The following is a 24,411-nucleotide window of genomic DNA, read 5'->3' on the forward strand; positions in this document are numbered from 1 at the left end:
GAAAACCTCTTAATGTTTGCCCGATTTACCCAGCGCCTTGGTCACCAGTTTTTCGTAGAGTTCGGCGTACGGTTCGACCGCCTTGCACCAGTTGAAAGGCGCCGCCATGGCCCGGCAGCGCATGGCATTGAGCAGGTCGGGGAAGGCAAAAACCTTGAAGGCCCGGCTCAGGGCTTCCTGATAACTCTCGGCCGTGGATTCGTCGAACAGGAAACCGGTCACGCCGTTTTCAATGGTGTCGGCCAAACCCCCGGTGTTGCGTGCCACCGGCAACGAACCGAAGCGCTGGGCGTACATCTGGCTCAGCCCGCAAGGCTCGTAACGCGAAGGCATCAGCAGGAAATCACTGCCGGCGAACATGCGACGGGCGTCGGTTTCGTTGAAACCGATGCGCACGCCGATCTGGCCTGGAAAGCGCAGGGCCAGTTCACGCATGGCTTGTTCTTCTTCCGGCTCGCCACGACCGATGATCGCGATCTGCCCGCCGGATTTGACGATGTACTCGGAGACAGCTTCGGTCAGGTCCAGGCCTTTCTGATAGACCAGTCGCGAAACCACAGCGAACAGTGGACCTTCGGACTCTTCCAGGCCGAACAGCTTACGCACGTGGGCGGCGTTGACCGCTTTGCCTTCCCAGTCGCCGATGCTGAAGGGGCAGAACAGGTGCGGGTCGGTGGCGGCGTCCCAGCTTTCATCGATGCCATTGGGAATACCACTGAGCAGACCTTGCTGGGTCTTGGCGGCGAGAAAACCGTCGAGACCACAGCCGAAGGCCGGGGTGGTGATTTCCTGGGCATAGGTGGCGCTGACGGTGGTGATGTGGCTCGAATAAGCCATGCCAGCCTTGAGGAACGACATCTTGCCGTAGAACTCCATGCCTTCCTGTTGCAAGGCATGCATGGGAATACCCAGTTCCGGGCACGAGCCAAGACTGGTCACGCCCTGGTAGGCGAGGTTATGAATGGTGAACAGCGTCGGGGTGCGCTGTCCACGCCAGTGCATGTAAGCGGGTGCCAGACCGGCAGGCCAGTCATGGGCGTGCACCAGGTCCGGGCACCAGTGAATTTGTGCAAGGTTGGCGGCGATATCGGCGGCCGCCAGACCCAGGCGGGCGAAACGAATGTGGTTGTCCGGCCAGTCGCGGCCGTTGTTGGCACCGTAAGGCGAACCTTCGCGCTCGTAGAGTTCGGGGCAGATCAACACGTAAATAACCAGACCGTCGGGCATGTCCATGCGCCCGATCTTGCAGGGGGGCAATGCGGCGTGACCACCGAGCTCACCAATGATATGAATCGGGTTTTCGCTGTTCAGCACTTGCGGGTAACCGGGGATCAACACGCGCACATCGTGCAAGTGAGCCATGGCTCGCGGCAGTGCTGCGGAAACGTCGCCCAGACCACCGGTTTTCACCAGATCGGCGATCTCCGAGGTGACGAACAGCACTTTCTTCTTGTTGGGGTTCTGACTGGCCACCGGTGTCAGCGTCTTGGTGCCTGGGACGCTGACCGATTGGTGACTTGGCGCGCTCACAGTGCTCGTTTCGCCGACCTGCTGATGAGCACGTTCTCCCTGAATATCTAAAGCCGCACTGATCATATGAATCTCCCGTGTTGTTGATCTAATTCTTAGGTCTGGCACAAACGGTGTTTCGTGGCCAATTCCTGTGGCCGGGCGCAAACGCGCTACGCATCGGTGAGCAAGCGCTGCCAATACGATGAAGCAGAATGGCTATAGAGATCGTTGCAAGGATTGCACCAGTCGCACCGCACCTCCCTTTAACCTGACACGTCACGACCGGCAAAAGTTTCGACTTTCTTTCCGCTTTGTGACCGGGCGGTTTCGCCCCGCGGAACTGAGTCTAGGCCAGAACTTAGAGCGGGGGAGACCAGATGGCAAAATTGTTCGACAATCGGTTTAAGAGGTACGGACGTACCGCTTCGAGGGAGCAACGCACCGACGAAGGGCATGTTTTTTTACCGTTTTGCCTCAAAAAAAAGTCGAGATGTCACATGAATGTGCGAAGCGCGGCAAGGCTCGCGCACCGTTGTGGTGCGCAGCGGCCAGTCCCGTCTTTGGCCGAACCGCTGCCTTACGGTGCGCCTTGATGCCTTGTTATAGTCCGGGCCTCATTTTCTGCCCGGTAAAAGGATCACTGCCATGTCTCAGTACACTGCGTTCACCGTCGAACTGGCCGATAAAATCGCCCATGTGCAGATCAACCGGCCGGAAAAGATCAATTCGATGAATGCCGCGTTCTGGAGCGAGATCATCGAGATTTTCCAGTGGGTCGACGACACCGACGAAGTCCGGGTGGTGGTGCTCAGTGGTGCGGGCAAGCATTTTTCTTCTGGCATCGACCTGATGATGCTGGCCGGCGTGGCCAATGAACTGGGCAAGGACGTGGGGCGCAACGCGCGCCTGCTGCGCCGCAAGATCCTCGCCCTGCAAGCGTCTTTCAATGCCGTCGACAATTGCCGCAAGCCGGTACTGGCGGCGGTTCAGGGTTATTGCCTGGGCGGCGCCATTGATTTGATTTCGGCCTGCGACATGCGTTACGCCGCCGAAGACGCGCAATTCTCGATCAAGGAAATCGACATAGGCATGGCCGCCGACGTTGGCACTTTGCAACGCTTGCCGCGGATCATCGGTGACGGCATGCTGCGTGAACTGGCTTACACTGGTCGCACGTTCGGTGCCGAAGAAGCGCGTGGCATGGGCCTGGTCAATCGCGTTTACAGCGACACCGCCAGCCTGCTCGACGGTGTCATGGGTATTGCTCGCGAGATCGCCAGCAAGTCGCCGATTGCGATCGCCGGCACCAAAGAGATGATCAGCTACATGCGCGACCATCGCATCGACGACGGCCTCGAATACGTCGCCACCTGGAACGCTGCCATGCTGCAATCCACCGATCTGCGCGTGGCCATGGCCGCCCATATGAGCAAACAGAAACCCGAATTTCTGGATTGATTAAAAATGACTTCACGCTGGACCACCGCAGTACTGGACACCGATCAAGCCGGCGGCTGGGCCGTGGCGCGCAGCCCCGAAGGCTTTCTGTTCGATGACAATGGCGCGCTGTTTTCGCGCGAATGGCTCAAGCGCCAGGACCTGTCGATCCTCGCTGAACATGGCATCGGTCACCTGGACGGCGAACCGGTCTATTTGCTGGAGCTGCGCAGTCACAGCGACGTGCCGGGCTGCAACTGGAAAGGCCTGCGGGCGTTCATGCTCGAAGGCGACCATACGGTCTACAAGGTGCTCGGTTATGCCGCGCAGATTGGCACTTGGTACCGCGAACATCGCTTTTGTGGCAACTGTGGTCAGGCGGCGACGCAAGTCCCGCGTGAGCGGGCGATGTACTGCGAGCCGTGTGATTTGCGCTATTACCCACGAATTTCGCCGAGCATGATCGTGCTGGTGACCCGTGGCGATGAAGTCCTGCTGGCCCGTTCGCCACGTTTTGTCACCGGGGTTTACAGCACGTTGGCGGGGTTTGCCGAACCGGGCGAATCGGCCGAAGACTGTCTGATTCGCGAAGTCCGCGAAGAAGTGCAGATCGAGGTCAAGAACATCCAGTACATGGGCAGCCAGTGCTGGCCGTTCCCGCATTCGATGATGCTGGGTTTCCATGCCGAATACGCCGGCGGCGAAATCGTGTGTCAGGAAGACGAGATCGAAGACGCCCAGTGGTTCAACGTCCACGAGCTGCCGCCGTTGCCGGCGTCACGCTCGATTGCCCGTTACCTGATCGACGTCTATGTGGCGCGGCGCTTAGGCCACGCTGAACCAGTGTTGCCAGGCTAACCGCACGGTCAAGCCCAGCACCACGGTGATGAACACCGGGCGAATGAACTTCGCACCGCCGCTGATGGCGGTGCGAGCTCCGAAGAACGCCCCGACCATCACCGACAGGCCCATGCTCAGGCCGATGATCCAGTCCACCTGCCCGGAAAATACGAACACCGACAGTGCGGCAATGTTGCTGACGAAGTTCATGCTGCGCGCCACGCCGCTGGCCTTCACCAGATCGATGGGGTACATCAGCATCGTGCTGACGGTCCAGAACGCACCCGTGCCGGGACCGGCCACGCCGTCGTAGAACCCGAGGCCGAAGCCTTGGGTCGATTGCCACTTTTTCTTGATCGGTGCGTCGCTGTCCAGCGGCGCTTTCGGCGTGCCGCCAAACAACAGATAGACGCCGCAGCCAAAAACGATCACCGGGAGCATCTTGTTCAGCCATTCCGCGGGCAGGTAGTGAGCGACCACAGCACCGGTCAGCGCGCCCACCAACGTGCCGACAATCGCGTGCATCCACTGCCTGGGATGGAACAGCTTGCGTCGGTAGAAGGTGAAACTGGCGGTGGCCGAGCCAAACGTCGAACTGAGTTTGTTGGTGCCCAGCACCAGGTGTGGCGGTAGGCCTGCGGTCAGCAGCGCCGGGGTGGTCAACAGACCGCCGCCGCCGGCAATGGCGTCGATGAAACCGGCAATGAAAGCGACGAGGGCCAGAATGGCCAGGGTGGTGAGGTCAACACTGAGTTCGAAAGGCATGGAATCGGCTTATTCGGCGGGGTGCAGGACAGGGCTGCGGGGAAGGGCCGATATCTTACCTATATCCAACTTCTGCGGCGACCGTTCCGGCCCTATCGCGAGCAAGCTCGCTCCCACAGGAGATCTACGGTGTGGCATAGATCAAATGTGGGAGCGAGCTTGCTCGCGATGGCGTCATCCCTGACGACACATCACTTGTGCTGTGGCCCATTCCCGATCTGCCACACAAACGGCGGCTCGGTCCCGTTGATCGCCCAATCCCCGACAATCCGCGCCTTGTAGATCACCGGATTGTGCGACGACACCGTCCGCGCATTGCGCCAGTGCCGGTCCAGCGATTTACCCACCCGAGTATCCGATGCCCCCAGTGCATTGAACAGCTCTGTGGTCGCTCGCTGGATCAGCTCCGACACCACCACCTGCGCCTTGGCCGATTCGATTTCCGCCGCGACATTCGCTGCCTGTTCCAAGGCTTCATCACCCGAGAAACGCGCCACATAAGCCCGCTGCGCTGGTTGCGCGGCCCTCAGAGCACTGGCCTCGGCCGCATACACCAGTGCCGCAATCTCACCGACCACCTGCTGCACCTGCGAATCCTGACTGACGTGCTGCGCATTGCCATGACTGTAGATGCGTTTGCGTCCGCGTACTTGGTGAGCCACATCGCGCAACGCCGCACGACCGATCCCGGCCAGTGTCGCCAGCAGCACCAACTGATAAAACGCAGTCTGGTATTTGAAGCGGGTGGCGAAGTCGATGATGTTCTCGGCCTCCACGTCGGCATCGATAAACCGTGAAGTACCACTGCCGGTAGTGCGTTGGCCGAAACCGTCCCAGTCGTCGCTCTGCACGATGCCCGGCTGACGGGTCCGGACCGCGGCAATCACGTCGCCGCCGGTGTCGCTGCGTTGCGCGTACACGTCGATCCAGTCGGAAAACAGGCTACCGGTGCTGTAGAACTTCTCGCCGTTGAGCCGCCACTGATCGCCGTGCGGTGAGACTTTGGTGATGACATCGCCAATGGCGACGCTGCCGATTTCGGTCCAGGCATTGCCGGCGATGTCACCGTCGACGAAGCGCTTGAACCACAGATCCCGGCCCGGCCCAGGTGGCGAGTTCAAGCGATCCTCGGCAAAGGCGAAGTGCCCGCGCAAGGCCTGAGGCACGTTGGAATCGGCTTCGGCCAATTCGATCAGCAGCTCAAACAGTTGTGGCAGGGAGGCGCCGCCGCCGCCGTATTCAACCGGCACCCGTACGGCGCCGAAACCGGCGTCCTTGAGCCACTGAATCGGCTCGTAAGGAAGGGTGCGGGACTGTTCGCGCTCAACGGCACCGGCGGCGATGCGTTGGAAGATCGGCCGGAACCTTGCGGCCAGCGCCTCGTAGTCGGTGCCAATGGACAGCGGATTGATTACCTGGTGTTCGGTCATGGGACGGCTCCTTGATTCGGCAGTGAGTGCCAAGGGGGATTGCACGGTCCATGCCGAATTCAAAGGCCTGTCATTACGGGCTTGCACGGGTTTGCCCCGACTGCAACTGTTGCAGCGCCAACAGTGCATCAGCAAATTGCCCCAGACACACCCGGATCCTTGTGGGAGCGGGCTTGCTCCCACAGGGATCTCGCTCGGCTCAAGGCCGTCGTGTCACACGTCGCGATTCTGCGCTGGCACGGTTGCTGCTCTCACCCCAGGACATCCCTAAAGTCCCGAGGACATGCCAATGAGTCAGCAAGCCGTCAAATTTGCCTACTGGGTGCCGAACGTCAGCGGCGGGCTGGTGGTCAGCAAGATCGAGCAACGCACCCACTGGGGCATCGACTACAACCGCAAACTGGCGCAACTGGCCGAAGAGGCGGGGTTTGAATACGCCTTGACGCAGATCCGCTTCACCGCCGGTTACGGCGCCGAGTACCAGCACGAATCCGTCGCCTTCAGCCATGCGCTGCTGGCCGCCACCACCAAACTGAAAGTGATCGCCGCCATCCTGCCCGGCCCTTGGCAACCGGCGCTGGCGGCCAAGCAATTGGCAACCATCGACCAGCTGACTAACGGCCGGGTGGCGGTGAACATCGTCAGCGGCTGGTTCAAGGGTGAGTTCCAGGCGATTGGCGAACACTGGCTGGAACACGACGAGCGTTATCGCCGCTCCGAGGAATTCATCCGCTCGCTGAAGGGCATCTGGAGCCAGGACAACTTTACTTTTCGCGGTGACTTCTACCGCTTCGACAACTACAGCCTCAAACCCAAACCGCTGGGTCAGCCGGAAATCTTCCAGGGTGGCAGTTCCCGCGCAGCTCGGGACATGGCGGCACGGGTTTCGGACTGGTACTTCACCAACGGCAACACCCCGGAAGGCATCAAGGCCCAGGTCGATGACATCCGCGCCAAGGCTGCGGTGAACAACCATTCGGTGAAAGTCGGCGTGAACGCGTTTGTCATTGCCCGCGACACCGAAGAAGAAGCGCGAGCCGTGCTGGCGCAAATCATCGATCAGGCAGACCCCGAGGCGGTGAATGCGTTTGGCGATGCGGCGAAGCAGGCAGGCAGGGCTTCACCTGAGGGCGAGGGCAACTGGGCCAAGTCGACGTTCGAGGATCTGGTGCAGTACAACGACGGTTTCAAGACCAACCTGATCGGTACGCCGCAGCAGATTGCCGAGCGGATCGTTGCGCTGAAAGCGGTGGGCGTGGACCTGGTGTTGGCGGGGTTTCTGCACTTTCAGGAAGAGGTGGAGTATTTCGGTCAGCGGGTGTTGCCGTTGGTACGTGAGCTGGAAGCAAAAGCAGCGGCCAAGCAGCAGGCCGCGGTAGCCTGAACACCACAAAACCCTGTGNGAGCTCACAGGCCGAGGTCGGACAGACCTGGATGGTCGTCAGGGCGACGACCCAGCGGCCAGTGGAACTTGCGGTCACTTTCCTTGATCGGCATGTCGTTGATGCAGGCAAACCGATTGGCCATCAAACCGTTCTCGTCGAACTCCCAGTTTTCGTTGCCGTACGAGCGGAACCAGTTGCCCGAGTCGTCGTGCCATTCGTAGGCATAACGCACGGCGATGCGGTTGCCGGTAAAGGCCCAAAGTTCTTTGATCAGGCGGTAATCCAGTTCCTTGGCCCATTTGCGCGTCAGGAAACCTTTGGCTTCTTCGCGGTTGTAGGCGAACTCGGCGCGGTTACGCCATTTGGTGTCCAGGTTGTAGGCCAGCGACACCCGTTCCGGGTCACGGGAGTTCCAGCCGTCTTCGGCCAGGCGTACTTTCTCGATGGCCGATTCACGGGTGAATGGCGGCAATGGCGGACGAACTTCGGCATTAGACATTAATAGTCTCCCTATCAAAGTAAAGTTCTAGCAAATTGTCGGGCTTGGTTTAAGTGTTACAGGTCCAATAACTTTCGCGCCATGCATTGCGCATTATCGGCGGCACTGTGATCACCCATGACAAGCGCCACGGTAATGGCACCGTCGATCAGGATCAGCAGCTGTTTGGCCAGCGTCTCCGGGTCTGTGGCGCCATGTTCGGTGCAGAGCTCGCGCACGTAGTCGAGCAGCTTCTGTTTATGGTCTTTGGCAACCAGGCGAACCGGGTCTTGCGGGTCGCCGGTTTCGCCGCTGGTATTGATGAATGCACAGCCACGGAAGCCTTCGGAGGCAAACCAGGCCTTGAGTACGGTAAACAGGTTGAGCAGCCGGTCGGCCGGTGTTTCGGCCTGGTCGACTTCGCTTTTGTACCAGTGCATCCAGCGCACATCACGGCGTTGCAGGGCCGCGACGGTGAGCTCCTCCTTGTTGGCGAAGTAGCGGTAAATACTCTTTCTGGAGACGCCGGCGGTTTTCACCAGAAGATCCATCCCGGTGGCAGCGATGCCACTTTTGTAGATCAACTTTTCGGTGACATCCAGAATGATGTCGCGTGTGTCGTTGCTGGTGATTTCGTTCATGCGGCGAACAGTAGAACGATCGTTCTCCTTGGTCAAGCAGATATTTTTGTCGCCTGAAAAACCGCTTTCGCGAGCAAGCCCGCTCCCACATTTGAAATGCGTTCCCTTGTGGGAGCCGGCTTGCTCGCGAAGGGGCCTTTACAGACACTAACAAGACCCAAGGCAATCCATGGTGTAAGCTCTCGGGTTCTTCGGATTCGACCTTTTTGCGAGCCCTATGCCGTCGCTTTTCAAACGCTCTCTGCTGCCCAAACTGCGCAGTTTTCCGCTGACCGCCGATGCCGTCACCATCCTTTCTGGCGCTGCCGAGTTTCGTCGTTGCCTGCTGGAAAAGATCGCCAGCGCCACCCAGCGCATTTATATCGTCGCGCTCTATTTGCAACAGGATGAAGCCGGCCAGGAAATTCTCGATGCCTTGCACGCGGCCAAACTGGCGCGTCCGGAACTGGACGTGGTGGTGGTCGTTGACTGGCTGCGCGCCCAGCGCGGTTTGATCGGCGCCGGCAAGCAGCCAGGCAACTCGGCCTGGTATCAGGAAACCACCCGTACTCATGCCAGTGAAGTGCCGGTGTATGGCGTCCCCGTGCAGACCCGAGAGCTGTTCGGCGTGCTGCATTTGAAAGGCTTCGTGATCGATGATTGTGTGATCTACAGCGGCGCAAGTCTGAACAACGTCTATCTGCACAAGTTCGACAAATACCGCTACGACCGTTATCACCTGCTACAGAACAGCGCCCTGGCCGATTCGATGCAGCACCTGGTCCAGCACGGTCTGATCGCCTCCAAAGCGGTGCATCGTCTCGATTTACCGAACCTGCCGACCACCCGCAGCCTGCGCAACGACATCGGCGATCTGCGCAGCCGCCTCAAGCACGCGGCGTACGACACCACGACAGGCACCACGGAAAAGGGCGGTTTGTCGGTCAGCCCATTGCTCGGTGTCGGCAAGAACAACCCGTTGAGCCGAGTGATTTGCGAGTTGATCGCCAGTGCTCATCATCAACTGACCATCTGCACGCCGTACTTCAACCTGCCGCTGCCCGTGACCCGGGAAATCAACCGGGCACTGGCGCGGGGCGTGAAGATCGACATCATCGTCGGCGACAAGACGGCCAACGACTTCTACATCCCGCCGAACGAACCGTTCAAGGTGATTTCGGCGCTGCCGTACCTTTACGAAATCAGCCTGCGGCGTTTCGCCAAGCGTCATCATCGCAGTGTCGACAGCGGCCAGCTGAACCTGCATCTGTGGCATGACGGCGACAACACCTACCACCTCAAGGGCATGTGGATCGATCAGCGCTACACCTTGCTGACCGGCAACAACCTCAACCCGCGCGCGTTCCGACTCGACCTGGAAAACGCCTTGCTGATCGATGATCCGAAAGGCGAGTTGTTGGAGCCGCGTCGCAAAGAGCTGGCGGAGATTTTCGAGAACACCCGCCGGATCGAGCGTTATCAGGAACTGGAAACGCTGCTGGAATACCCGGCGGCGGTGGCCAAGTTTCTCAAACGCGTGAGTCGGGTGCGGATCGAGCGGTTGCTCTATCGCATTCTGTAAGGCTTAAAGCAAAAGATCGCAGCCTCCGGCAGCTCCTACAGGACGTACCTCATTCCAATGTAGGAGCTGCCGGAGGCTGCGATCTTTTTGCAGACAACGCCGACGTTTAGTTCAACCCCAACTTCCCACGCAACGTCGACAAGTCCTCAGCCAGTGTATTCACCGGCCCGACCAGCGCCTTGCGGTCGTTTTCTTTCACCTTGTCATACGCCTCGAAACCACCGTCTTTGGTTTTGTACTTGGCCAGCGTCTTGTTCACCGTCGCGAAGTTCTTGTCGATTTTGGCAATGAAGACCGCGTCCTGCTTTTCGATCTGCGGACGGAACAAATCGACGATTTTCTTCGCACCGTCGATGTTGCCCTGGAAGTCATAAAGATCGGTGTGGCTGTAGCGATCTTCTTCACCGGAGATCTTGGTCGCAGCGACTTCTTCAAGCAGGGCGGCGGCGCCGCCAACCACTTTTTCCGGGGCGTCGAGCTTGGTCAACTTGCCTTCAGGGTCCTTGGCATAGTCCGGGACCTGGGTTTCATGCTCGCCGCCCATCGCCGCCCATCGCCGCACCGGTGCTCTTGACCCGGCCGAGAATGCTTTGCTGTTCCTGCAGCGGCGTGCGGTCCCAGCGCTCGACGAAGTTGCGGATGATCCGCACGGCCTGTTAGCTGCCATTGGCCGCCCAGGTTGGTTCGTCGCTGCCGGGCTGAAACCAGACGATGCTGTCCATTGACTTGGCATTGTTGGAATCGGGGTTGGCCGAGCCGTCGCGAAAACCGAGAAAGTTGCGCGCACTTTGCGCAGGCATTCCGGGTTTTGCCGGGGCCTGGGGCGGCACGCAGCCTTCCTGTTTCCAACGCACCAGCAGTAAGTCCGGTAGGTTTTTCACGATGTCGCGCAGGGCGTGGATGTTGGTGTCGGTGGTGTTGGAGCAGAACTGCACACTGAGGTCGCCGTGGCGGCAATCGGTTTGGAACCGGTCGGCGCGTGATCGAGAGAAACGTGCAGCGACTGTTTGATCGAACGCGCGACTTTGCGCATCCAGAACACCATGGAGCCGAGAATGCCCACGGCGACCAGGCCGACCACGCCTTCAAACAGTTCCTGTTGCTTCTGCGGGAACTCGGCACTGACCAGTTCCAGGCCCCCGCCCACTAGCAGCGCGAGGGCCGCGGCAAGAAATACGCCGATCCACACCGCCGGCATCCACTGACCTCGACCGGTCTGCTTGAGGTAGCTGGCGATGATGCCAACGATCAGCGCGGCTTCAATGCCTTCGCGCAGCATGATCAGAAAAGGAACAAGCATTCAGCACCGCGGCGTCATTAGATGGGTTGCTAATTTGCAACATAATGACACTCATTCCCAAATGGCATTTATTGGCATTTACCTGAGCCTAACCTGAACGCATTGTTCAATGCGTCGTCAAAACAGCGGATTCACCCGATCGTTGTACACCTCGATCAACTGATCATAGCGGCGGCCGATCCGCTCGAAGTCATCACTCAGCTGTTGTGGCGAGGCGTTGGCCGCCCAGTCGTCGCGCAGCCTGTTAACGGCATCCAGATAGTTCTTGCCGGGTGAACGCACATAGTTCCAGATGTTTTCCGGGTAATCGGCGTTGCTGGTTGCCGGGTTGGCTTGCAAGTAACGGGTGCCGTCGTCCCAGGCCTGTTGAAGCTTGAGTGTCGCGTCGCTCAGGTCACTGGAGGTAAAGGTCTGTTCGCGAACACGGCTGTCGAGCTTGAGCATGAGGGTTCGCGCTTCGAGCATGTAGGTGAGGATGTGCGCGTACTTGAGTTGATCCCGAGTCTTTAGTTGTTCGAGCTGGACCTGTCGCAAACCTTGATCCTGGGTATCAAGCGCACGGCGCAGGTGGTCAGAGGCGTTGAGGTAGTCGTTGACTAGCGGGATAAACAGGTTGTCGCGCTCGGCCTTATCTGCAGGGCTGACCGAATAGAGCGGCGTGGGGCTGAAAAAATCGAATTTCTCGGCCGCTTGGTTGGCCGCCGTCAGCGACGCTTCAAAGCGATTTTGCAACGGTATCAACTCAGGTGCCGACCTCTGAAGATTCTCTTTTCGCACTGGGTCCAACCGGCAAATGTAAACATCGTTGGCTCTCCGGTAGTTGAGCCGCTCGCGGAGGCTGACCATCGGGTCGAAGTCTTCGGGAAAACGCGCTTTCAAGGTTGGATCGGCTTTGCGGTCCCGGTTCAGGTAGGTGGTGTAGGCGTGACGCCAGCGGCTGTCGACTGAGTTCAGGCAGGCAATCAACGGACGCAGGGCGCTAGCCTTTTCCCGTTCGGCGAGGTCGGGTTCATGGATCCAGCGCTGAATTGGGGTCAGGAGGGTGCTTTGATGCTCTCTCAACATACCGAGAAAGGTGACTGTCAGCACGGCGGTAATTGCGATTGCCTTAACGCGTTTGTTCATCGATGACCCTCCTGCGCGCGTGATTGCCCATACCATTGCTCCTGCGTGGGGGCGATCCGGCATTCCTGACGGCTGTCGAGGGGCCCACTGCAACTGCGTTTGGAAAAAGGTTGTAATCCTTGATCCGGGCCCATCAACTGACTGCTGGCAATGGTGTAAAACAGGAGCGTCAGACCAATGACCCCAATCATCAGAGCAATCGACGGTGCGCGTCCCAAAGCGGGCAGCCGAACCTTGGGAGGCTTGATGTGCAGCGTTTCCGGCCAGGCGATACGACTCAATCCTCCTAGCGCTAGCACCACCACCGTGTAGCTGGCAAATGCCGCCGCGCCACAACAGGCCCATGTCAGCGCCCCCATCAACCAGCAGGGCAGCAACTCGCGCAGCACTAGCGGCGCAGGGCGTCTGAGGCTGAGTCGAGGCGAAACAGCGCGACTCAAACGCACGTCCAATGACCAGAACCGGTCCGCCGTCGGGCACCAGACCCACAACAATGCCGCGCTCGGCGTAGCCAACACGCACAGCCAGAACAGAATCGCGGCAAAGCTTGCGCCGATACCCGATTTATCACTGAGGTATTCACCGGCTGCCCAGGTAAGTGATGCCCCCAGCAACCCGGCAAACATGGGCCAGGTCTGGCGGGGCTGCACAAGGGGCTTCCAGAAAAATGGATCGCCGTTTGGCATTTGGCGGCATCGGGCCGGGCCCAGGCGCTGGAGCTTCTCGCTGAGGGTGCGACAGGCATTCCAGTCCGCTTCAAAAAACCTCCGGGCGAAGGCGCTTCGCTCGGTGTCGGTCATTGGCGTCAGTAACAAGCGTGCTGCGCGGCTCTGGGGCTCACGATCATTCAGGTCGGCCAGACGTTCCAGGGTTTCAACAAAAACCTGGTCATCTCGGCGCTGCAACAGTGCCGTCCAATAAGGTGGCGGGCAACGCCCTTCGATTTCGGCTTCGTTCGCGGCGACGTACCAGTGCTGATGTGAACACAGCGTTTCGAACACGTGGACCGACCAGAAGCTCGAATCCACCAGTAAACGGGCCAGGGTTTCATTAAACCAGTCGTGGCGTTCGAACGGCTGCAACCAGTCGGCCTGTTTGAGCGCCACAAAGCGCTCGATGAACGCGTCGACCTGGCCCGCGTCAAGCAACTCGCGCAAGTCCTTTTCCACATGCTTACAGTAAGCGCGAAGCAGCAACTCCAGCGCTTGCGAGGATAAATCCAGGCGTTGCCAGGCACTGAGCCAGTTGAACTGCACCAGCCCCCAGGCGGCCAGCAACATCCCGTCGTCGCGCGGTGACAGGCACATCATCAACAACTGATCTTCGAACTCTCGGGCGCAGTGAGACACCCGTGCCTGCGCCAGACGTTCATCGAGCCGCTCTACCGTAACGTCTGCCAGTAACTGCTCGGCCTGTTGCGCTCCGGTGCGCTGTTCAAACCGTACATGTTCCAGCTCGAAACTGAGCTCCGCTTCAAGTGACGGAGCAAGAGCCTGTCGTACAACCGTGGGTTCGCGGCGGCTCCACTCCATCGCCTGCTCGTAGGCTTCGCGCAGACGCTGAAAACCGGTCGGGTCTTCATCCGGGCGGTGTACCTTGAGAAGCGTTGCGTATTGGCGTTTGATGCTGCGTGAGTCAGCATCGGCTTCCAGCCCCAGAATGGCCCAGCAATTCACCGCCACAGCCCCTGTTCCAGTTCATCGAGCTGTTGCGTCAGTTGCAAGCGCAGTTCGCGTATCGCTCGTTCGTCCTGGGTGTTGAGCATCTGCTGGAAACGGTTGGCCATGTGATCGAGCCGTTGGCGCAAATCGCCGAGGCTTTCCTGATAGAGGCGCTCGAGACGGGCATTTAGCAGGCTGTTGACCTGTTGCTCGCGCGGGTGAACCTTGAGGTTGGCCAGCGCAGTCAGGCGTTGCTGAATCTCTTTAGGGGCGAGTACACCGGGATTGTTTTCGATCACCAGGGTCCGACGCTCACCGGTACGATTTATCAGCGCCTCGGCTTCGAGCAGGCCGTTGTTATCGTAAGTGAAGCGTACATCGATGCTGATCTCGCCAGCCGGCGCCACGGGCACCTCGATGTCCATTTCCCCCAGATAAATGTTTTCTTTTACCCAACGACTTTCGCCCTGGTAAATCTTCAACTGCACAACGCGCTGATGGTGGCGCAGGGTCGAGACGGTTTTGACCCGGCTCACCGGGACCACGCAGTTACGCTCGATAATTGGCAGGTAATGACCCGCTTGCGTACTTTCGCCGACGCTGACCGCGACTTCGATGCCCAAGGTGTAGGGGCAAACATCGGTCAACACCACCTCTTCGAGTGCGGCATCCCGTGCCTTCAGGGCTGCCTGCACCGCTGCGCCCAGTGCAATCGATTCGTCCGGGTTAAGCGCAATCGAAGGGAACCGACCGAACAACCCGGCCACCATCCGCCGGATCATTGGCATGCGGGTCGTGCCGCCCACCAGCAGGACTTCATCCAGCTCCGATGGCCGAATACGCGCGTCGCGCAGCGCGGTTTCGATCGGTGTGCGCAGACGCACGAGCAGCGGCGCGCAGAGTTCGGCCAACTGTGTCTGGGTGAACGTCTGCTCCCATTGACCGGAGCCATGGCGCAGGACGAAGGTCGCGCTGTCGGCCTGGCCAAGGGCATGGCGCACGCGCTCGGCTTCGCGGCGCAGGCGATGGGCGATAGTCGGTTCCGTCGGTGAGGGCATGTCGCTACAGTTGGCGTGTGCGGCGACAAAGGCCTGAACCAGCACGGTGTCGAAGTCTTCGCCGCCGAGAAAGTTGTCGCCAGCGCTGGCGCGCACTTCCATGACGCCGTCGAACAGTTCGAGGATCGACACATCGAAGGTGCCGCCACCGAGGTCGAACACCAGAAACGAACTGGCGCTGTCGCGTTGATGCAGTCCATAAGCGAGGGCCGCGGCAGTCGGTTCGTTGATCAGTCGTTCGACCTTGAGGCCGGCCAATTCGCCAGCGATTTTCGTGGCTTTGCGTTGAGCGTCGTTGAAATAGGCGGGTACGCTGATCACTGCTTCAGTGACAGTTTCTCCGTAGAGGCGTTCGACGTCTTCCTTCAGGCTGCGCAACACCAGTGCCGACAGCTCTTCCGGGCGGAACGATCGGGTGCCGAGACGAAGTTCATGAGCGCTGCCCATGTGTCGTTTGAACAATGCCGCCGTCAACTGTGGATGAGTCTGCAAACGTTCCTTTGCAGCCTGACCGACCAGCACTCGACCTTCGTCGTCAAGGCCCACCACGCTTGGGGTCAGTAGACTTTCCAGAGCGTTGGGAACCAGTTCGGGCGCGCCGTTGCGCCAAACGGCAACCAGGCTATTGGTGGTGCCCAAATCAATGCCGACGATCATTACGTTTACAGCTCCATGTCAATTCGGGAATTCCCGGCAACAGCCTATCGGCCACAGGGCCAGGTAGTTGAGCCGCCTTTTGCGCAGGACTGGCTTTTTACTCCGTGCTGCCTAAGATGGCCAACAGAATAATTCAGTGCACCCGAGTGACGTATATGTCGGAAAAAGACACCATCTCCATTCAACTGGTGCGTGAAGCGCTGTTGCAGAGTTGCGCCCCCGGAGCGACCACCGATGAGGTGTTGAACAAGGTCGGCATCGATCCGGCGCTGCTGGAAACCACCACTGCCCGCGTGCCGGCTACCGCTTACGCAAGACTGTGGCGCTTGTTGGCCCGGCGCCGGGACGATGAGTTTTTTGGCATGGACCCGCGCAAACTCAAATCCGGCAGCCTGGAGTTTCTCTGTCGCTGCTCCATGGTCCAGCCGAGCCTGGCCGCCGGCCTGACTTCGGGTTTGAGCTTTCTATCGTTGATGCTCGAACACCTGCCCGCGCAGTTGGTTCGTCAGCAAAGCCTGGCGGAAATCGTCTTGCTCGAAGACGACCAGGACCCGCGCCGCGCCTTCACTTATTTCACGTATTGGATGATCGTTCACGGTGTCGCCTGCTGGCTGGCGGGGCGACGGATTCCGATCCTGGCCATCGAGTTGCGCTGCCCGGCACCGGACTTCTGCGATGACTATCAGGTGATGTTCTCCGAGAACCTGCGTTTCGACCGGCCGCGCACGCGGATGATTTTTTCGGCCGAGTGCCTGGACTTGCCGATCAAGCGCAGCCCGGAAGAACTCAAGCGTTTCCTGGCCCATGCGCCGGCCAATATTCTGGTCAAGTACCGTGACCCGCAGAGCCTGGCCAGCCGGATCAAGCACGATTTGCGGCAACTGCCCGCCGAACACTGGCCGGAAACCGAGGCCCTGGCGCAACAGCTGTGCATGTCGGCGTCGACCCTGCGTCGGCGCCTGGCCGAAGAGGGCCAGACTTATCAAGGGCTCAAGGACAGCGTGCGCAAGGAACTGGCGATTGTCTGGCTGGCAGAACCTACCATCAGCTTTGCCGAGATCGCCACGCGTTTAGGGTTTGCCGACGCCAGCTCGTTCTACAAAGCGTTTCGCAAGTGGTCGGGGTCAAATCCGGGGCACTACCGGAGTTTGATCCTCAACGAAGCGAGCTGATTCGGATTTTGTGTTGATTGGTCGGGCGCCTTCGCGAGCAAGCCCGCTCCCACAGGGGAACGCATTCCAAATGTGGGAGCGGGCTTGCTCGCGAAGGCGTCCGCCCAGGCGACGCACCTCTTGAATCTTGGCCAAACCAGTCACGCAACTTGATAGCTTTGACCATTGTCCCGCGCCCCGCGCAGAGCGAGTATTTCCCTGTTAATTACGGTTCCCCCGACCTAATAAAAATACAAAGGGATTCTGGCAATGCGCGATTATTTGTCTGCTACCTCACAGTTCAATTATCAGCACACCGTCGACGCCGCGCTCGACGGCGATTTGACTGCCCTCAACGCCTGTGTCGAGTGTTGCGACCGGCATGCCTTGCCGGGGCGCATCGCGCTGTTCTGGGAAGGTCGCGATGGCGCCAGCGCGACCTACACCTTCAGCGACTTGCAGGACAAAGCCGCGCGTTTCGCCAATTTCCTGCTGGCCCAAGGCGTGAAAAAAGGCGACAAGGTTGCCGGTCTCCTGCCACGTAACATCGAATTGCTCATCACCGTCTTCGCCACCTGGCGCATCGGCGCGGTCTACCAGCCGCTGTTCACGGCATTCGGCCCGAAAGCCATCGAACACCGCCTCAGCTCCTCTGGCGCCAAAGTGGTCGTCACCGATGCGGGCAATCGCTCCAAACTCACTGAAGTCGCCGACTGCCCGACCATCGTCACCGTCGCCGGCCCCAAAGGCCAAGGCATCGTCCGCGGCGATTACAGCTTCTGGGCCGAACTGGCCAATTATTCTCCTGAGTGCGAACCGGTCCTGCTGACCGGCGAAGACCCGTTCCTGCTGATGTTCACCTCGGGCACCACCGGTCCGTCGAAAGCGCTGTCCGTTCCGCTCAAGGCCATCGTCGCCTTCCAGAGCTACACCCGTGACGCCGTGGACTTGCGCCCTGAAGACGCCTTCTGGAACGTCGCCGATCCGGGCTGGGCCTATGGCATCTATTTCGGTGTTACAGGTCCCATGGCCATGGGGCATCCGATCACCTTTTACGATGGCCCGTTCACCCTCGAAAGCACCTGCCGGGTGATCAACAAATACGGGATCACCAACCTCACCGGCTCGCCGACGGCCTATCGCCTGTTGATCGCGGGTGGCGACGAGTTCGCCCGCTCGATCAAGGGCAAGCTGCGCATCGTCAGCAGCGCCGGCGAGCCGCTGAACCCGGAAGTGATTCGCTGGTTCGCCGACAACCTCGGCGTGGTCATTCACGATCATTACGGCCAGACCGAACTGGGCATGGTGCTGTGCAATCACCATGGCCTGGAGCATCCGATCCACATGGGGGCCGCCGGTTTCGCTTCGCCGGGCCACCGCATCGTGGTGCTGGATGACGAGTACAAAGAACTCGGCGTCGGTCAGCCGGGCATTCTGGCCATCGATCGCACCCAATCGCCGATGTGCTGGTTCGCCGGTTACGAAGGCGCACCGACCAAGGCCTTCGTCGGCAACTATTACCTGAGCGGCGACACCGTCGAGTGGAACCCGGACGGCAGCATCAGCTTCGTCGGTCGCAGCGACGACGTGATCACCACCTCCGGTTATCGCGTCGGTCCGTTCGACGTGGAAAGCGCGTTGATCGAACACCCGGCCGTGGTCGAAGCGGCCGTGGTCGGCAAACCCGATCCGGAGCGCACCGAACTGGTCAAAGCCTTTGTCGTGCTCAGCCCGCAATACCGTGCTGCGCCGGAGCTGGCCGAAGAGCTGCGCCAACACGTGCGCAAACGACTGGCCGCGCACTCGTACCCCCGTGAAATTGAATTTGTCAGCGAATTGCCGAAAACCCCTAGCGGCAAATTGCAGCGCTTTATCTTGCGCAACCAGGAAATCGCCAAGGCTCAAGAGGCCGCCGCGAAGAACGTTTCAGCTTGAATCCAAGGAAACAATGATGCAGATCGAAAACAAGGTTTTTCTCGTCACCGGCGGTGCGTCCGGCCTCGGTGCAGCCACGGCTGAAATGCTGGTCGCAGCCGGCGCCAAAGTGATGCTGGTGGACATGAACGCCGAGGCCGTTGCGGCCCAGGCTGAACGCCTCGGCGCGCAAAGCGTGGTGGCGGACATCAGCAACGAAGCCGCGGCGCAAGCCGCTGTGCAGGCGACGGTCAAAGCCTTCGGTGGCCTGAATGGTCTGGTCAACTGCGCCGGCATCGTGCGCGGTGAGAAGATCCTCGGCAAGAACGGCCCCCACGTGTTGGCCAATTTCAGCCAGGTGATCAACGTCAACCTGATCGGCAGTTTCAACATGCTGCGCCTGGCCGCTGCGGCGATCGCCGAAAGCGAAGCAGATGCTGACGGCGAGCGCGGCGTGATCATCAACACCGCCTCGGCGGCCGCGTACGACGGCCAGATCGGTCAAGCCGCTTATGCCGCCTCCAAAGGCGCGATCGTCAGCCTGACCTTGCCCGCCGCCCGTGAACTGGCGCGCTTCGGCATCCGCGTGATGACCATCGCCCCGGGCATTTTCGAAACCCCGATGATGGCCGGCATGACCCCGGAAGTCCGCGCGTCCCTGGCGGCTGGCGTGCCGTTTCCGCCGCGCTTGGGAAAACCGAGCGAGTATGCCGAGCTGGTCAGGCATATCATTGAAAACAGCATGCTCAATGGCGAGGTGATCCGTCTCGACGGCGCCTTGCGCATGGCCGCCAAATAAGGAGGATTTGTCATGACTATTTCCAACGATCCCATTGTTATCGTCAGCGCCGTCCGCACCCCGATGGGCGGTTTCCAGGGCGAACTGAAAAGCCTGACCGCACCGCAACTCGGTGCTGCCGCAATTCGCGCCGCCGTCGAGCGCGCCGGTGTGGCGCCAGACTCGGTTGAAGAAGTGCTGTTCGGTTGCGTCCTGTCCGCCGGCCTCGGCCAGGCCCCGGCGCGTCAAGCCGCACTGGGCGCCGGGTTGGATAAATCGACTCGCTGCACCACCCTGAACAAGATGTGCGGTTCGGGCATGGAAGCGGCCATTCTGGCCCACGACATGCTGGTGGCCGGCAGCGCCGACGTGGTTGTCGCTGGCGGTATGGAAAGCATGTCCAACGCGCCGTATCTGCTGGACCGCGCCCGCAGCGGTTACCGCATGGGCCACGGTCGTGTGCTTGATCACATGTTCCTCGACGGGCTGGAAGACGCTTACGACAAAGGTCGCCTGATGGGCACCTACGCCGAAGATTGCGCGGAAACCAACGGTTTCACCCGTGAAGCCCAGGACGCGTTTGCCATTGCCTCGACCACCCGCGCGCAGCAGGCGATCAAGGACGGCAGCTTCAAAGACGAGATCGTGCCGGTCACCGTGACTGTCGGTAAAGAGCAGGTGCTGATCAGCAACGACGAACAACCACCGAAAGCCAAACTGGACAAGATCGCTTCCTTGAAACCGGCGTTCCGCGAAGGCGGCACGGTGACGGCGGCGAACTCCAGCTCGATCTCCGATGGCGCTGCGGCACTGGTGATGATGCGCCGTTCCGAAGCTGAAAAGCGCGGCCTGAAACCGCTGGCAGTGATTCACGGCCACGCCGCGTTTGCCGACACCCCGGGCCTGTTCCCGGTGGCACCGGTGGGCGCGATCGAGAAGCTGATGAAAAAAACCGGCTGGTCGCTGGACGAAGTCGATCTGGTCGAAGTCAACGAAGCCTTCGCCGTGGTCAGTCTGGTCACCATGACCAAACTGGAAATCCCTCACGAGAAGGTCAACGTTCACGGCGGCGCTTGCGCCCTCGGCCACCCGATCGGTGCGTCTGGCGCGCGGATCCTCGTGACCTTGCTCTCGGCCCTGCGCCAGAAAGGCCTGAAACGCGGCGTTGCAGCGATCTGCATCGGCGGCGGTGAAGCCACGGCCATGGCCGTTGAATGCCTGTATTGAAACTGACGCTATCCCCATGTGGGAGCGGGCTTGCTCGCGAAGAGGCCGTGTCAGTCGACATCAATGTTGAATGACACACCGCTTTCGCGAGCAAGCCCGCTCCCACAGGTCCAGCGTTTCAACCAGGTATTTTGTGCGATAGGCTCAATTTTTAAGGATTTGGCATGATTCCCAATGACGAACAACTTCAGATCAGCGACGCGGCCCGGCAGTTTGCCCAGGAACGGCTGAAACCGTTCGCCGCCGAGTGGGACCGCGAGCATCGCTTCCCCAAGGAAGCCATCGGCGAGATGGCGGAACTGGGCTTCTTCGGCATGTTGGTGCCGGAAGAGTGGGGCGGTTGCGACACCGGTTACCTGGCCTACGCCATGGCCCTGGAAGAAATTGCTGCCGGCGATGGCGCCTGCTCGACCATCATGAGCGTGCACAACTCGGTGGGTTGCGTGCCGATTCTCAAGTACGGCAACGACGACCAGAAAGAACGCTTCCTCAAACCGTTGGCCAGCGGCTCGATGCTCGGGGCTTTTGCCCTCACCGAACCGCAGGCCGGTTCCGACGCCAGCGGCCTGAAAACCCGTGCCCGTCTGGAAGGCGATCACTACGTGTTGAACGGCTGCAAACAGTTCATTACCTCCGGGCAGAACGCCGGGGTGGTGATCGTGTTCGCCGTGACTGATCCGAGTGCCGGCAAACGTGGCATCACGGCGCTGATCGTGCCGACCGATTCGCCGGGTTACAAAGTTGCACGGGTCGAAGACAAGCTCGGCCAGCACGCGTCCGACACCTGCCAGATTCTGTTTGAGGACGTGAAAGTGCCGGTGGCTAACCGCTTGGGCGAGGAGGGCGAAGGTTATCGAATCGCCCTGGCCAACCTCGAAGGCGGCCGTGTCGGCATCGCTTCGCAATCGGTGGGCATGGCCCGCGCTGCGTTCGAAGCAGCCCGCGACTACGCCCGCGAGCGTGAAAGCTTCGGCAAACCGATCATCGAGCATCAAGCGGTCGCGTTCCGCCTGGCGGACATGGCAACCCAAATCGCCGTCGCCCGGCAAATGGTGCATTACGCGGCGGCGTTAAGAGACAGCGGCAAACCGGCCTTGGTCGAAGCGTCCATGGCCAAGCTGTTCGCCTCGGAAATGGCTGAGAAGGTGTGCTCCGCAGCCTTGCAAACCCTCGGCGGTTACGGTTACTTGAACGATTTCCCGCTGGAGCGGATCTACCGCGACGTGCGGGTCTGCCAGATCTACGAAGGCACCAGCGATATTCAGCGCATGGTTATTTCACGAAGTCTCTAAGAATGAACCCCCGGTAGGAGCTGCCGCAGGCTGCGATCTTCAGCGATCTTGAAATCACCGAAGATCGAGATCAAAAGATCGCAGCCTGCGGCAGCTCCTACGGGGGATCGAGTGTTTATCAGGAGTCATATATGAGCTACGAAACAATTTTGTTGGAAACTCACGGTCGCGTCGGCCTGATCACCCTGAACCGTCCACAAGCGCTGAATGCGTTGAACGCACAGATCGTCAGCGAGCTGAACCACGCCCTCGATGGCCTGGAAGCCGATTCGAACATCGGCTGCATCGTGCTGACCGGCTCGAAAAAAGCCTTCGCGGCCGGTGCCGACATCAAGGAAATGGCCGAGCTGACCTACCCGCAGATCTACCTCGACGACCTGTTCAGCGACAGCGATCGCGTGGCTAACCGCCGCAAGCCGATCATTGCCGCCGTCAACGGTTTCGCCTTGGGCGGTGGTTGTGAACTGGCGCTGATGTGCGACTTCATCCTGGCCGGCGACAACGCCAAGTTCGGTCAGCCGGAAATCAACCTCGGCGTACTGCCGGGCATGGGCGGCACCCAGCGCCTGACCCGCGCAGTGGGCAAGGCCAAGGCCATGGAAATGTGCCTCAGCGGGCGCTTGATCGATGCGGTGGAAGCGGAGCGTTGCGGGATTGTGGCGCGGATTGTTCCGGCCGATGAGTTGCTGGAAGAAGCGTTGAAAGTCGCGGCGCTGATTGCCAAGAAGTCGTTGCCGATTGCAATGATGATCAAGGAAAGCGTCAACCGCGCGTTTGAAGTGAGCCTGTCGGAAGGTGTGCGCTTTGAGCGCCGGGTGTTCCATGCGGCGTTTGCGACGCAGGATCAGAAGGAAGGGATGGCGGCGTTTATTGCCAAGCGTGAGGCTGAGTTCCAAGGTAAGTAATGCGGCGTTTTCGCTGACGCTATCGCGAGCAAGCTCGCTCCCACAGTGGATCTCCAGTGTTCACAGATCTTGTGTATACCAGAGAACCCTGTGGGAGCGAGCTTGTCTCCGGGCGGCGATCCGACGATGCTTTTGGGGCATCACACCAGGTAGTGCTTCAGCTCCCGAGCAATCACCATCCGCTGTATCTCGCTCGACCCTTCATAAATCTGCGTAATCCGCGCATCCCGGTAATAACGCTCCACCGGATAATCCTCCAGATACCCATACCCGCCATGAATCTGCATCGCCGACGAACACACTTTCTCGGCCATCTCCGAAGCAAACAATTTGGCCTGTGAAGCCTCCGACAGACACGGCTTGCCGGCACTGCGCAACCGCGCAGCATGCAAGATCAGCAGTCGTGCCGCGTTCAACCGGGTGTGCATATCGGCCAGCATGTTGGCGATACTCTGGTGCTCGATGATCGGCTTGTTGAACTGAACCCGATCCCGCGAGTAGGCCAGCGCCGCTTCAAACGCCGCGCGGGCAATGCCCAACGCCTGCGCCGCGATGCCGATGCGGCCGCCTTCGAGGTTCGACAGGGCAATCGCCAGTCCTTTGCCGCGCTCACCCAACAGGTTGGCTTCCGGAATCGTGCAGTTGCTCAGGGTCACCGCGCAGGTATCGGACGCGCGAATACCCATCTTGTGCTCGGTGCGATCAACGATGAAACCCGCTGTATCGGTCGGCACCAGAAACGCCGAGATGCCGCGCTTGCCCAGATCCGGATCGGTCACCGCAAACACGATGGCCAGTTTCGCCCGTTTGCCATTGCTGACGAATTGCTTGGCGCCGTTGATCACCCACTGGCCGTCGCGCAGTTCGGCGCGGGTGCGCAGGTTGTGGGCTTCGGAGCCGGCCTGGGGTTCGGTCAGGCAGAAGCAGCCGATCGCCTGACCGCTGGCCAGATCCGGCAGCCAGGTCTGTTTCTGTTCTTCAGTGCCGTAGTTGAGGACCGGACCGCAGCCCACGGAGTTGTGAATGCTCATGAGTGCGCCAGTGGCGCCGTCGCCGGCCGAAATCTCTTCCACGGCCAAGGCGTAAGCGACGTAATCGACATAGGTGCCGCCCCATTCCTCGGGCACCACCATGCCCAGCAGACCCAGCTCACCCATCTTCGCCACCAGACCGTCATCGATCCAGCCGGCCTTTTCCCAGGCCTGGGCGTGGGGGGCGATTTCGCCGCGGGCGAAGTCCCGGGCCATGTCGCGGATCATGACTTGCTCTTCGCTCAATTCGATATCGTGCATGG

The 24,411-nt window shown here is 60.1% G+C and carries 19 protein-coding genes and 3 pseudogenes; 10 read left to right on the forward strand and 12 right to left on the reverse strand.

Annotated features, from left to right (window positions below):
- Window positions 1–9 precede the first annotated feature (9 nt).
- Complete coding sequence (glgA, locus tag CUN63_RS26990; protein ID WP_129443914.1) at window positions 10–1,596, reverse strand: glycogen synthase GlgA; 1,587 nt, start codon at window positions 1,594–1,596, stop codon at window positions 10–12.
- 561 nt (window positions 1,597–2,157) lie between these two features.
- On the opposite strand from glgA, the gene CUN63_RS26995 reads away from it, so the two are divergent.
- Complete coding sequence (locus CUN63_RS26995; RefSeq protein ID WP_129443916.1) at window positions 2,158–2,970, forward strand: crotonase/enoyl-CoA hydratase family protein; 813 nt, start codon at window positions 2,158–2,160, stop codon at window positions 2,968–2,970.
- Window positions 2,971–2,976: 6 nt separating this feature from the next.
- Window positions 2,977–3,807 (forward strand): NAD(+) diphosphatase, encoded by an 831-nt coding sequence (gene nudC, locus CUN63_RS27000; RefSeq protein WP_129443917.1) that lies wholly within the window; start codon window positions 2,977–2,979, stop codon window positions 3,805–3,807.
- Here the strand turns inward: nudC and CUN63_RS27005 are convergent.
- Window positions 3,775–4,554 carry a TSUP family transporter gene (locus CUN63_RS27005; RefSeq protein ID WP_046046975.1) on the reverse strand — a complete coding sequence of 260 codons (780 nt, stop codon included), beginning with the start codon at window positions 4,552–4,554 and terminating at the stop codon, window positions 3,775–3,777. The genes nudC and CUN63_RS27005 overlap by 33 nt on opposite strands.
- Before the next feature lie 191 nt (window positions 4,555–4,745).
- Window positions 4,746–5,984 carry an acyl-CoA dehydrogenase family protein gene (locus tag CUN63_RS27010; protein ID WP_129443919.1) on the reverse strand — a complete coding sequence of 413 codons (1,239 nt, stop codon included), beginning with the start codon at window positions 5,982–5,984 and terminating at the stop codon, window positions 4,746–4,748.
- Between the two features lie 289 nt (window positions 5,985–6,273).
- Between CUN63_RS27010 and sfnG the strand changes: the two genes are divergently transcribed.
- Complete coding sequence (sfnG, locus tag CUN63_RS27015) at window positions 6,274–7,368, forward strand: dimethylsulfone monooxygenase SfnG (RefSeq protein ID WP_129443921.1); 1,095 nt, start codon at window positions 6,274–6,276, stop codon at window positions 7,366–7,368.
- Between the two features lie 23 nt (window positions 7,369–7,391).
- Here sfnG and CUN63_RS27020 read toward each other — a convergent pair whose 3' ends face one another.
- Together CUN63_RS27020 and CUN63_RS27025 are read right to left on the reverse strand one after the other, a co-directional pair.
- On the reverse strand, window positions 7,392–7,868 hold the full coding sequence (locus CUN63_RS27020) for a nuclear transport factor 2 family protein (RefSeq protein WP_129443923.1): 477 nt from the start codon (window positions 7,866–7,868) through the stop codon (window positions 7,392–7,394).
- 56 nt (window positions 7,869–7,924) lie between these two features.
- Entirely contained in the window at window positions 7,925–8,488 is a 564-nt protein-coding gene (locus CUN63_RS27025; protein ID WP_129443925.1) for a TetR/AcrR family transcriptional regulator, read from the reverse strand.
- Between the two features lie 217 nt (window positions 8,489–8,705).
- On the opposite strand from CUN63_RS27025, the gene pssA reads away from it, so the two are divergent.
- Window positions 8,706–10,049, forward strand: coding sequence for a CDP-diacylglycerol--serine O-phosphatidyltransferase (pssA, locus tag CUN63_RS27030; protein WP_129443927.1), 1,344 nt, complete (start codon window positions 8,706–8,708; stop codon window positions 10,047–10,049).
- 106 nt (window positions 10,050–10,155) lie between these two features.
- Here pssA and CUN63_RS27035 read toward each other — a convergent pair.
- The 6 genes and pseudogenes from CUN63_RS27035 to CUN63_RS27055 all read right to left on the reverse strand — a co-directional run.
- Window positions 10,156–10,521, reverse strand: a pseudogene (locus CUN63_RS27035) (imelysin family protein); the annotation flags it as partial.
- Window positions 10,519–11,005, reverse strand: a pseudogene (locus tag CUN63_RS31855) (Dyp-type peroxidase); the annotation flags it as partial. The pseudogenes CUN63_RS31855 and CUN63_RS27035, both read right to left, overlap by 3 nt.
- Window positions 11,006–11,010: 5 nt before the next feature.
- Window positions 11,011–11,349: pseudogene (locus CUN63_RS27045) on the reverse strand (FTR1 family protein); the annotation flags it as partial.
- Between the two features lie 117 nt (window positions 11,350–11,466).
- On the reverse strand, window positions 11,467–12,474 hold the full coding sequence (locus CUN63_RS27050; protein ID WP_165353287.1) for a DUF3829 domain-containing protein: 1,008 nt from the start codon (window positions 12,472–12,474) through the stop codon (window positions 11,467–11,469).
- On the reverse strand, window positions 12,471–14,150 hold the full coding sequence (locus CUN63_RS31775; protein WP_165353288.1) for a J domain-containing protein: 1,680 nt from the start codon (window positions 14,148–14,150) through the stop codon (window positions 12,471–12,473). The genes CUN63_RS27050 and CUN63_RS31775 overlap by 4 nt, the downstream gene beginning before the upstream one ends.
- On the reverse strand, window positions 14,147–15,850 hold the full coding sequence (locus tag CUN63_RS27055) for a molecular chaperone HscC (protein WP_129443933.1): 1,704 nt from the start codon (window positions 15,848–15,850) through the stop codon (window positions 14,147–14,149). Before CUN63_RS27055 ends, CUN63_RS31775 begins: the two co-directional genes overlap by 4 nt.
- 155 nt (window positions 15,851–16,005) lie before the next feature.
- Between CUN63_RS27055 and CUN63_RS27060 the strand changes: the two genes are divergently transcribed.
- The 6 genes from CUN63_RS27060 to CUN63_RS27085 all read left to right on the forward strand — a co-directional run bounded on the left by CUN63_RS27060 (window position 16,006) and on the right by CUN63_RS27085 (window position 23,117).
- The gene (locus CUN63_RS27060; RefSeq protein ID WP_129443935.1) at window positions 16,006–17,022 is read left to right on the forward strand and encodes an AraC family transcriptional regulator; all 1,017 of its coding nucleotides are present in this window, start codon (window positions 16,006–16,008) and stop codon (window positions 17,020–17,022) included.
- A gap of 249 nt (window positions 17,023–17,271) precedes the next feature.
- A complete protein-coding gene (locus tag CUN63_RS27065) occupies window positions 17,272–18,936 on the forward strand; it encodes an AMP-binding protein (RefSeq protein WP_129443937.1) in 1,665 nt (554 codons plus the stop codon).
- Between the two features lie 16 nt (window positions 18,937–18,952).
- Window positions 18,953–19,714 carry an SDR family NAD(P)-dependent oxidoreductase gene (locus tag CUN63_RS27070; RefSeq protein ID WP_129443939.1) on the forward strand — a complete coding sequence of 254 codons (762 nt, stop codon included), beginning with the start codon at window positions 18,953–18,955 and terminating at the stop codon, window positions 19,712–19,714.
- A gap of 12 nt (window positions 19,715–19,726) precedes the next feature.
- Window positions 19,727–20,920 (forward strand): acetyl-CoA C-acyltransferase, encoded by a 1,194-nt coding sequence (locus CUN63_RS27075; RefSeq protein ID WP_129443941.1) that lies wholly within the window; start codon window positions 19,727–19,729, stop codon window positions 20,918–20,920.
- Between the two features lie 164 nt (window positions 20,921–21,084).
- The gene (locus CUN63_RS27080) at window positions 21,085–22,212 is read left to right on the forward strand and encodes an acyl-CoA dehydrogenase (protein ID WP_129443943.1); all 1,128 of its coding nucleotides are present in this window, start codon (window positions 21,085–21,087) and stop codon (window positions 22,210–22,212) included.
- A 131-nt stretch (window positions 22,213–22,343) separates the two neighbouring features.
- A complete protein-coding gene (locus CUN63_RS27085) occupies window positions 22,344–23,117 on the forward strand; it encodes an enoyl-CoA hydratase (protein ID WP_123361197.1) in 774 nt (257 codons plus the stop codon).
- A gap of 140 nt (window positions 23,118–23,257) precedes the next feature.
- Here CUN63_RS27085 and CUN63_RS27090 read toward each other — a convergent pair whose 3' ends face one another.
- Window positions 23,258–24,409, reverse strand: a complete 1,152-nt coding sequence (locus CUN63_RS27090) for an acyl-CoA dehydrogenase family protein (protein ID WP_129443945.1) — start codon at window positions 24,407–24,409, stop codon at window positions 23,258–23,260.
- Between the last annotated feature and the right edge of the window lie 2 nt (window positions 24,410–24,411).

The sequence above is a fragment of the Pseudomonas sp. ACM7 genome (assembly GCF_004136015.1).
Classification (GTDB): domain Bacteria; phylum Pseudomonadota; class Gammaproteobacteria; order Pseudomonadales; family Pseudomonadaceae; genus Aquipseudomonas; species Aquipseudomonas frigoris.

Excerpts from the sequence above, each read along its gene's own strand:
- glgA (WP_129443914.1), bottom strand. The coding sequence starts at position 1,596 with ATGATCAGTGCGGCTTTAGATATTCAGGGAGAACGTGCTCATCAGCAG.
- CUN63_RS26995 (WP_129443916.1), top strand. The coding sequence starts at position 2,158 with ATGTCTCAGTACACTGCGTTCACCGTCGAACTGGCCGATAAAATCGCC.
- nudC (WP_129443917.1), top strand. The coding sequence starts at position 2,977 with ATGACTTCACGCTGGACCACCGCAGTACTGGACACCGATCAAGCCGGC.
- CUN63_RS27005 (WP_046046975.1), bottom strand. The coding sequence starts at position 4,554 with ATGCCTTTCGAACTCAGTGTTGACCTCACCACCCTGGCCATTCTGGCC.
- CUN63_RS27010 (WP_129443919.1), bottom strand. The coding sequence starts at position 5,984 with ATGACCGAACACCAGGTAATCAATCCGCTGTCCATTGGCACCGACTAC.
- sfnG (WP_129443921.1), top strand. The coding sequence starts at position 6,274 with ATGAGTCAGCAAGCCGTCAAATTTGCCTACTGGGTGCCGAACGTCAGC.
- CUN63_RS27020 (WP_129443923.1), bottom strand. The coding sequence starts at position 7,868 with ATGTCTAATGCCGAAGTTCGTCCGCCATTGCCGCCATTCACCCGTGAA.
- CUN63_RS27025 (WP_129443925.1), bottom strand. The coding sequence starts at position 8,488 with ATGAACGAAATCACCAGCAACGACACACGCGACATCATTCTGGATGTC.
- pssA (WP_129443927.1), top strand. The coding sequence starts at position 8,706 with ATGCCGTCGCTTTTCAAACGCTCTCTGCTGCCCAAACTGCGCAGTTTT.
- CUN63_RS27050 (WP_165353287.1), bottom strand. The coding sequence starts at position 12,474 with ATGAACAAACGCGTTAAGGCAATCGCAATTACCGCCGTGCTGACAGTC.
- CUN63_RS27055 (WP_129443933.1), bottom strand. The coding sequence starts at position 15,850 with ATGATCGTCGGCATTGATTTGGGCACCACCAATAGCCTGGTTGCCGTT.
- CUN63_RS27060 (WP_129443935.1), top strand. The coding sequence starts at position 16,006 with ATGTCGGAAAAAGACACCATCTCCATTCAACTGGTGCGTGAAGCGCTG.
- CUN63_RS27065 (WP_129443937.1), top strand. The coding sequence starts at position 17,272 with ATGCGCGATTATTTGTCTGCTACCTCACAGTTCAATTATCAGCACACC.
- CUN63_RS27070 (WP_129443939.1), top strand. The coding sequence starts at position 18,953 with ATGCAGATCGAAAACAAGGTTTTTCTCGTCACCGGCGGTGCGTCCGGC.
- CUN63_RS27075 (WP_129443941.1), top strand. The coding sequence starts at position 19,727 with ATGACTATTTCCAACGATCCCATTGTTATCGTCAGCGCCGTCCGCACC.
- CUN63_RS27080 (WP_129443943.1), top strand. The coding sequence starts at position 21,085 with ATGATTCCCAATGACGAACAACTTCAGATCAGCGACGCGGCCCGGCAG.
- CUN63_RS27085 (WP_123361197.1), top strand. The coding sequence starts at position 22,344 with ATGAGCTACGAAACAATTTTGTTGGAAACTCACGGTCGCGTCGGCCTG.
- CUN63_RS27090 (WP_129443945.1), bottom strand. The coding sequence starts at position 24,409 with ATGCACGATATCGAATTGAGCGAAGAGCAAGTCATGATCCGCGACATG.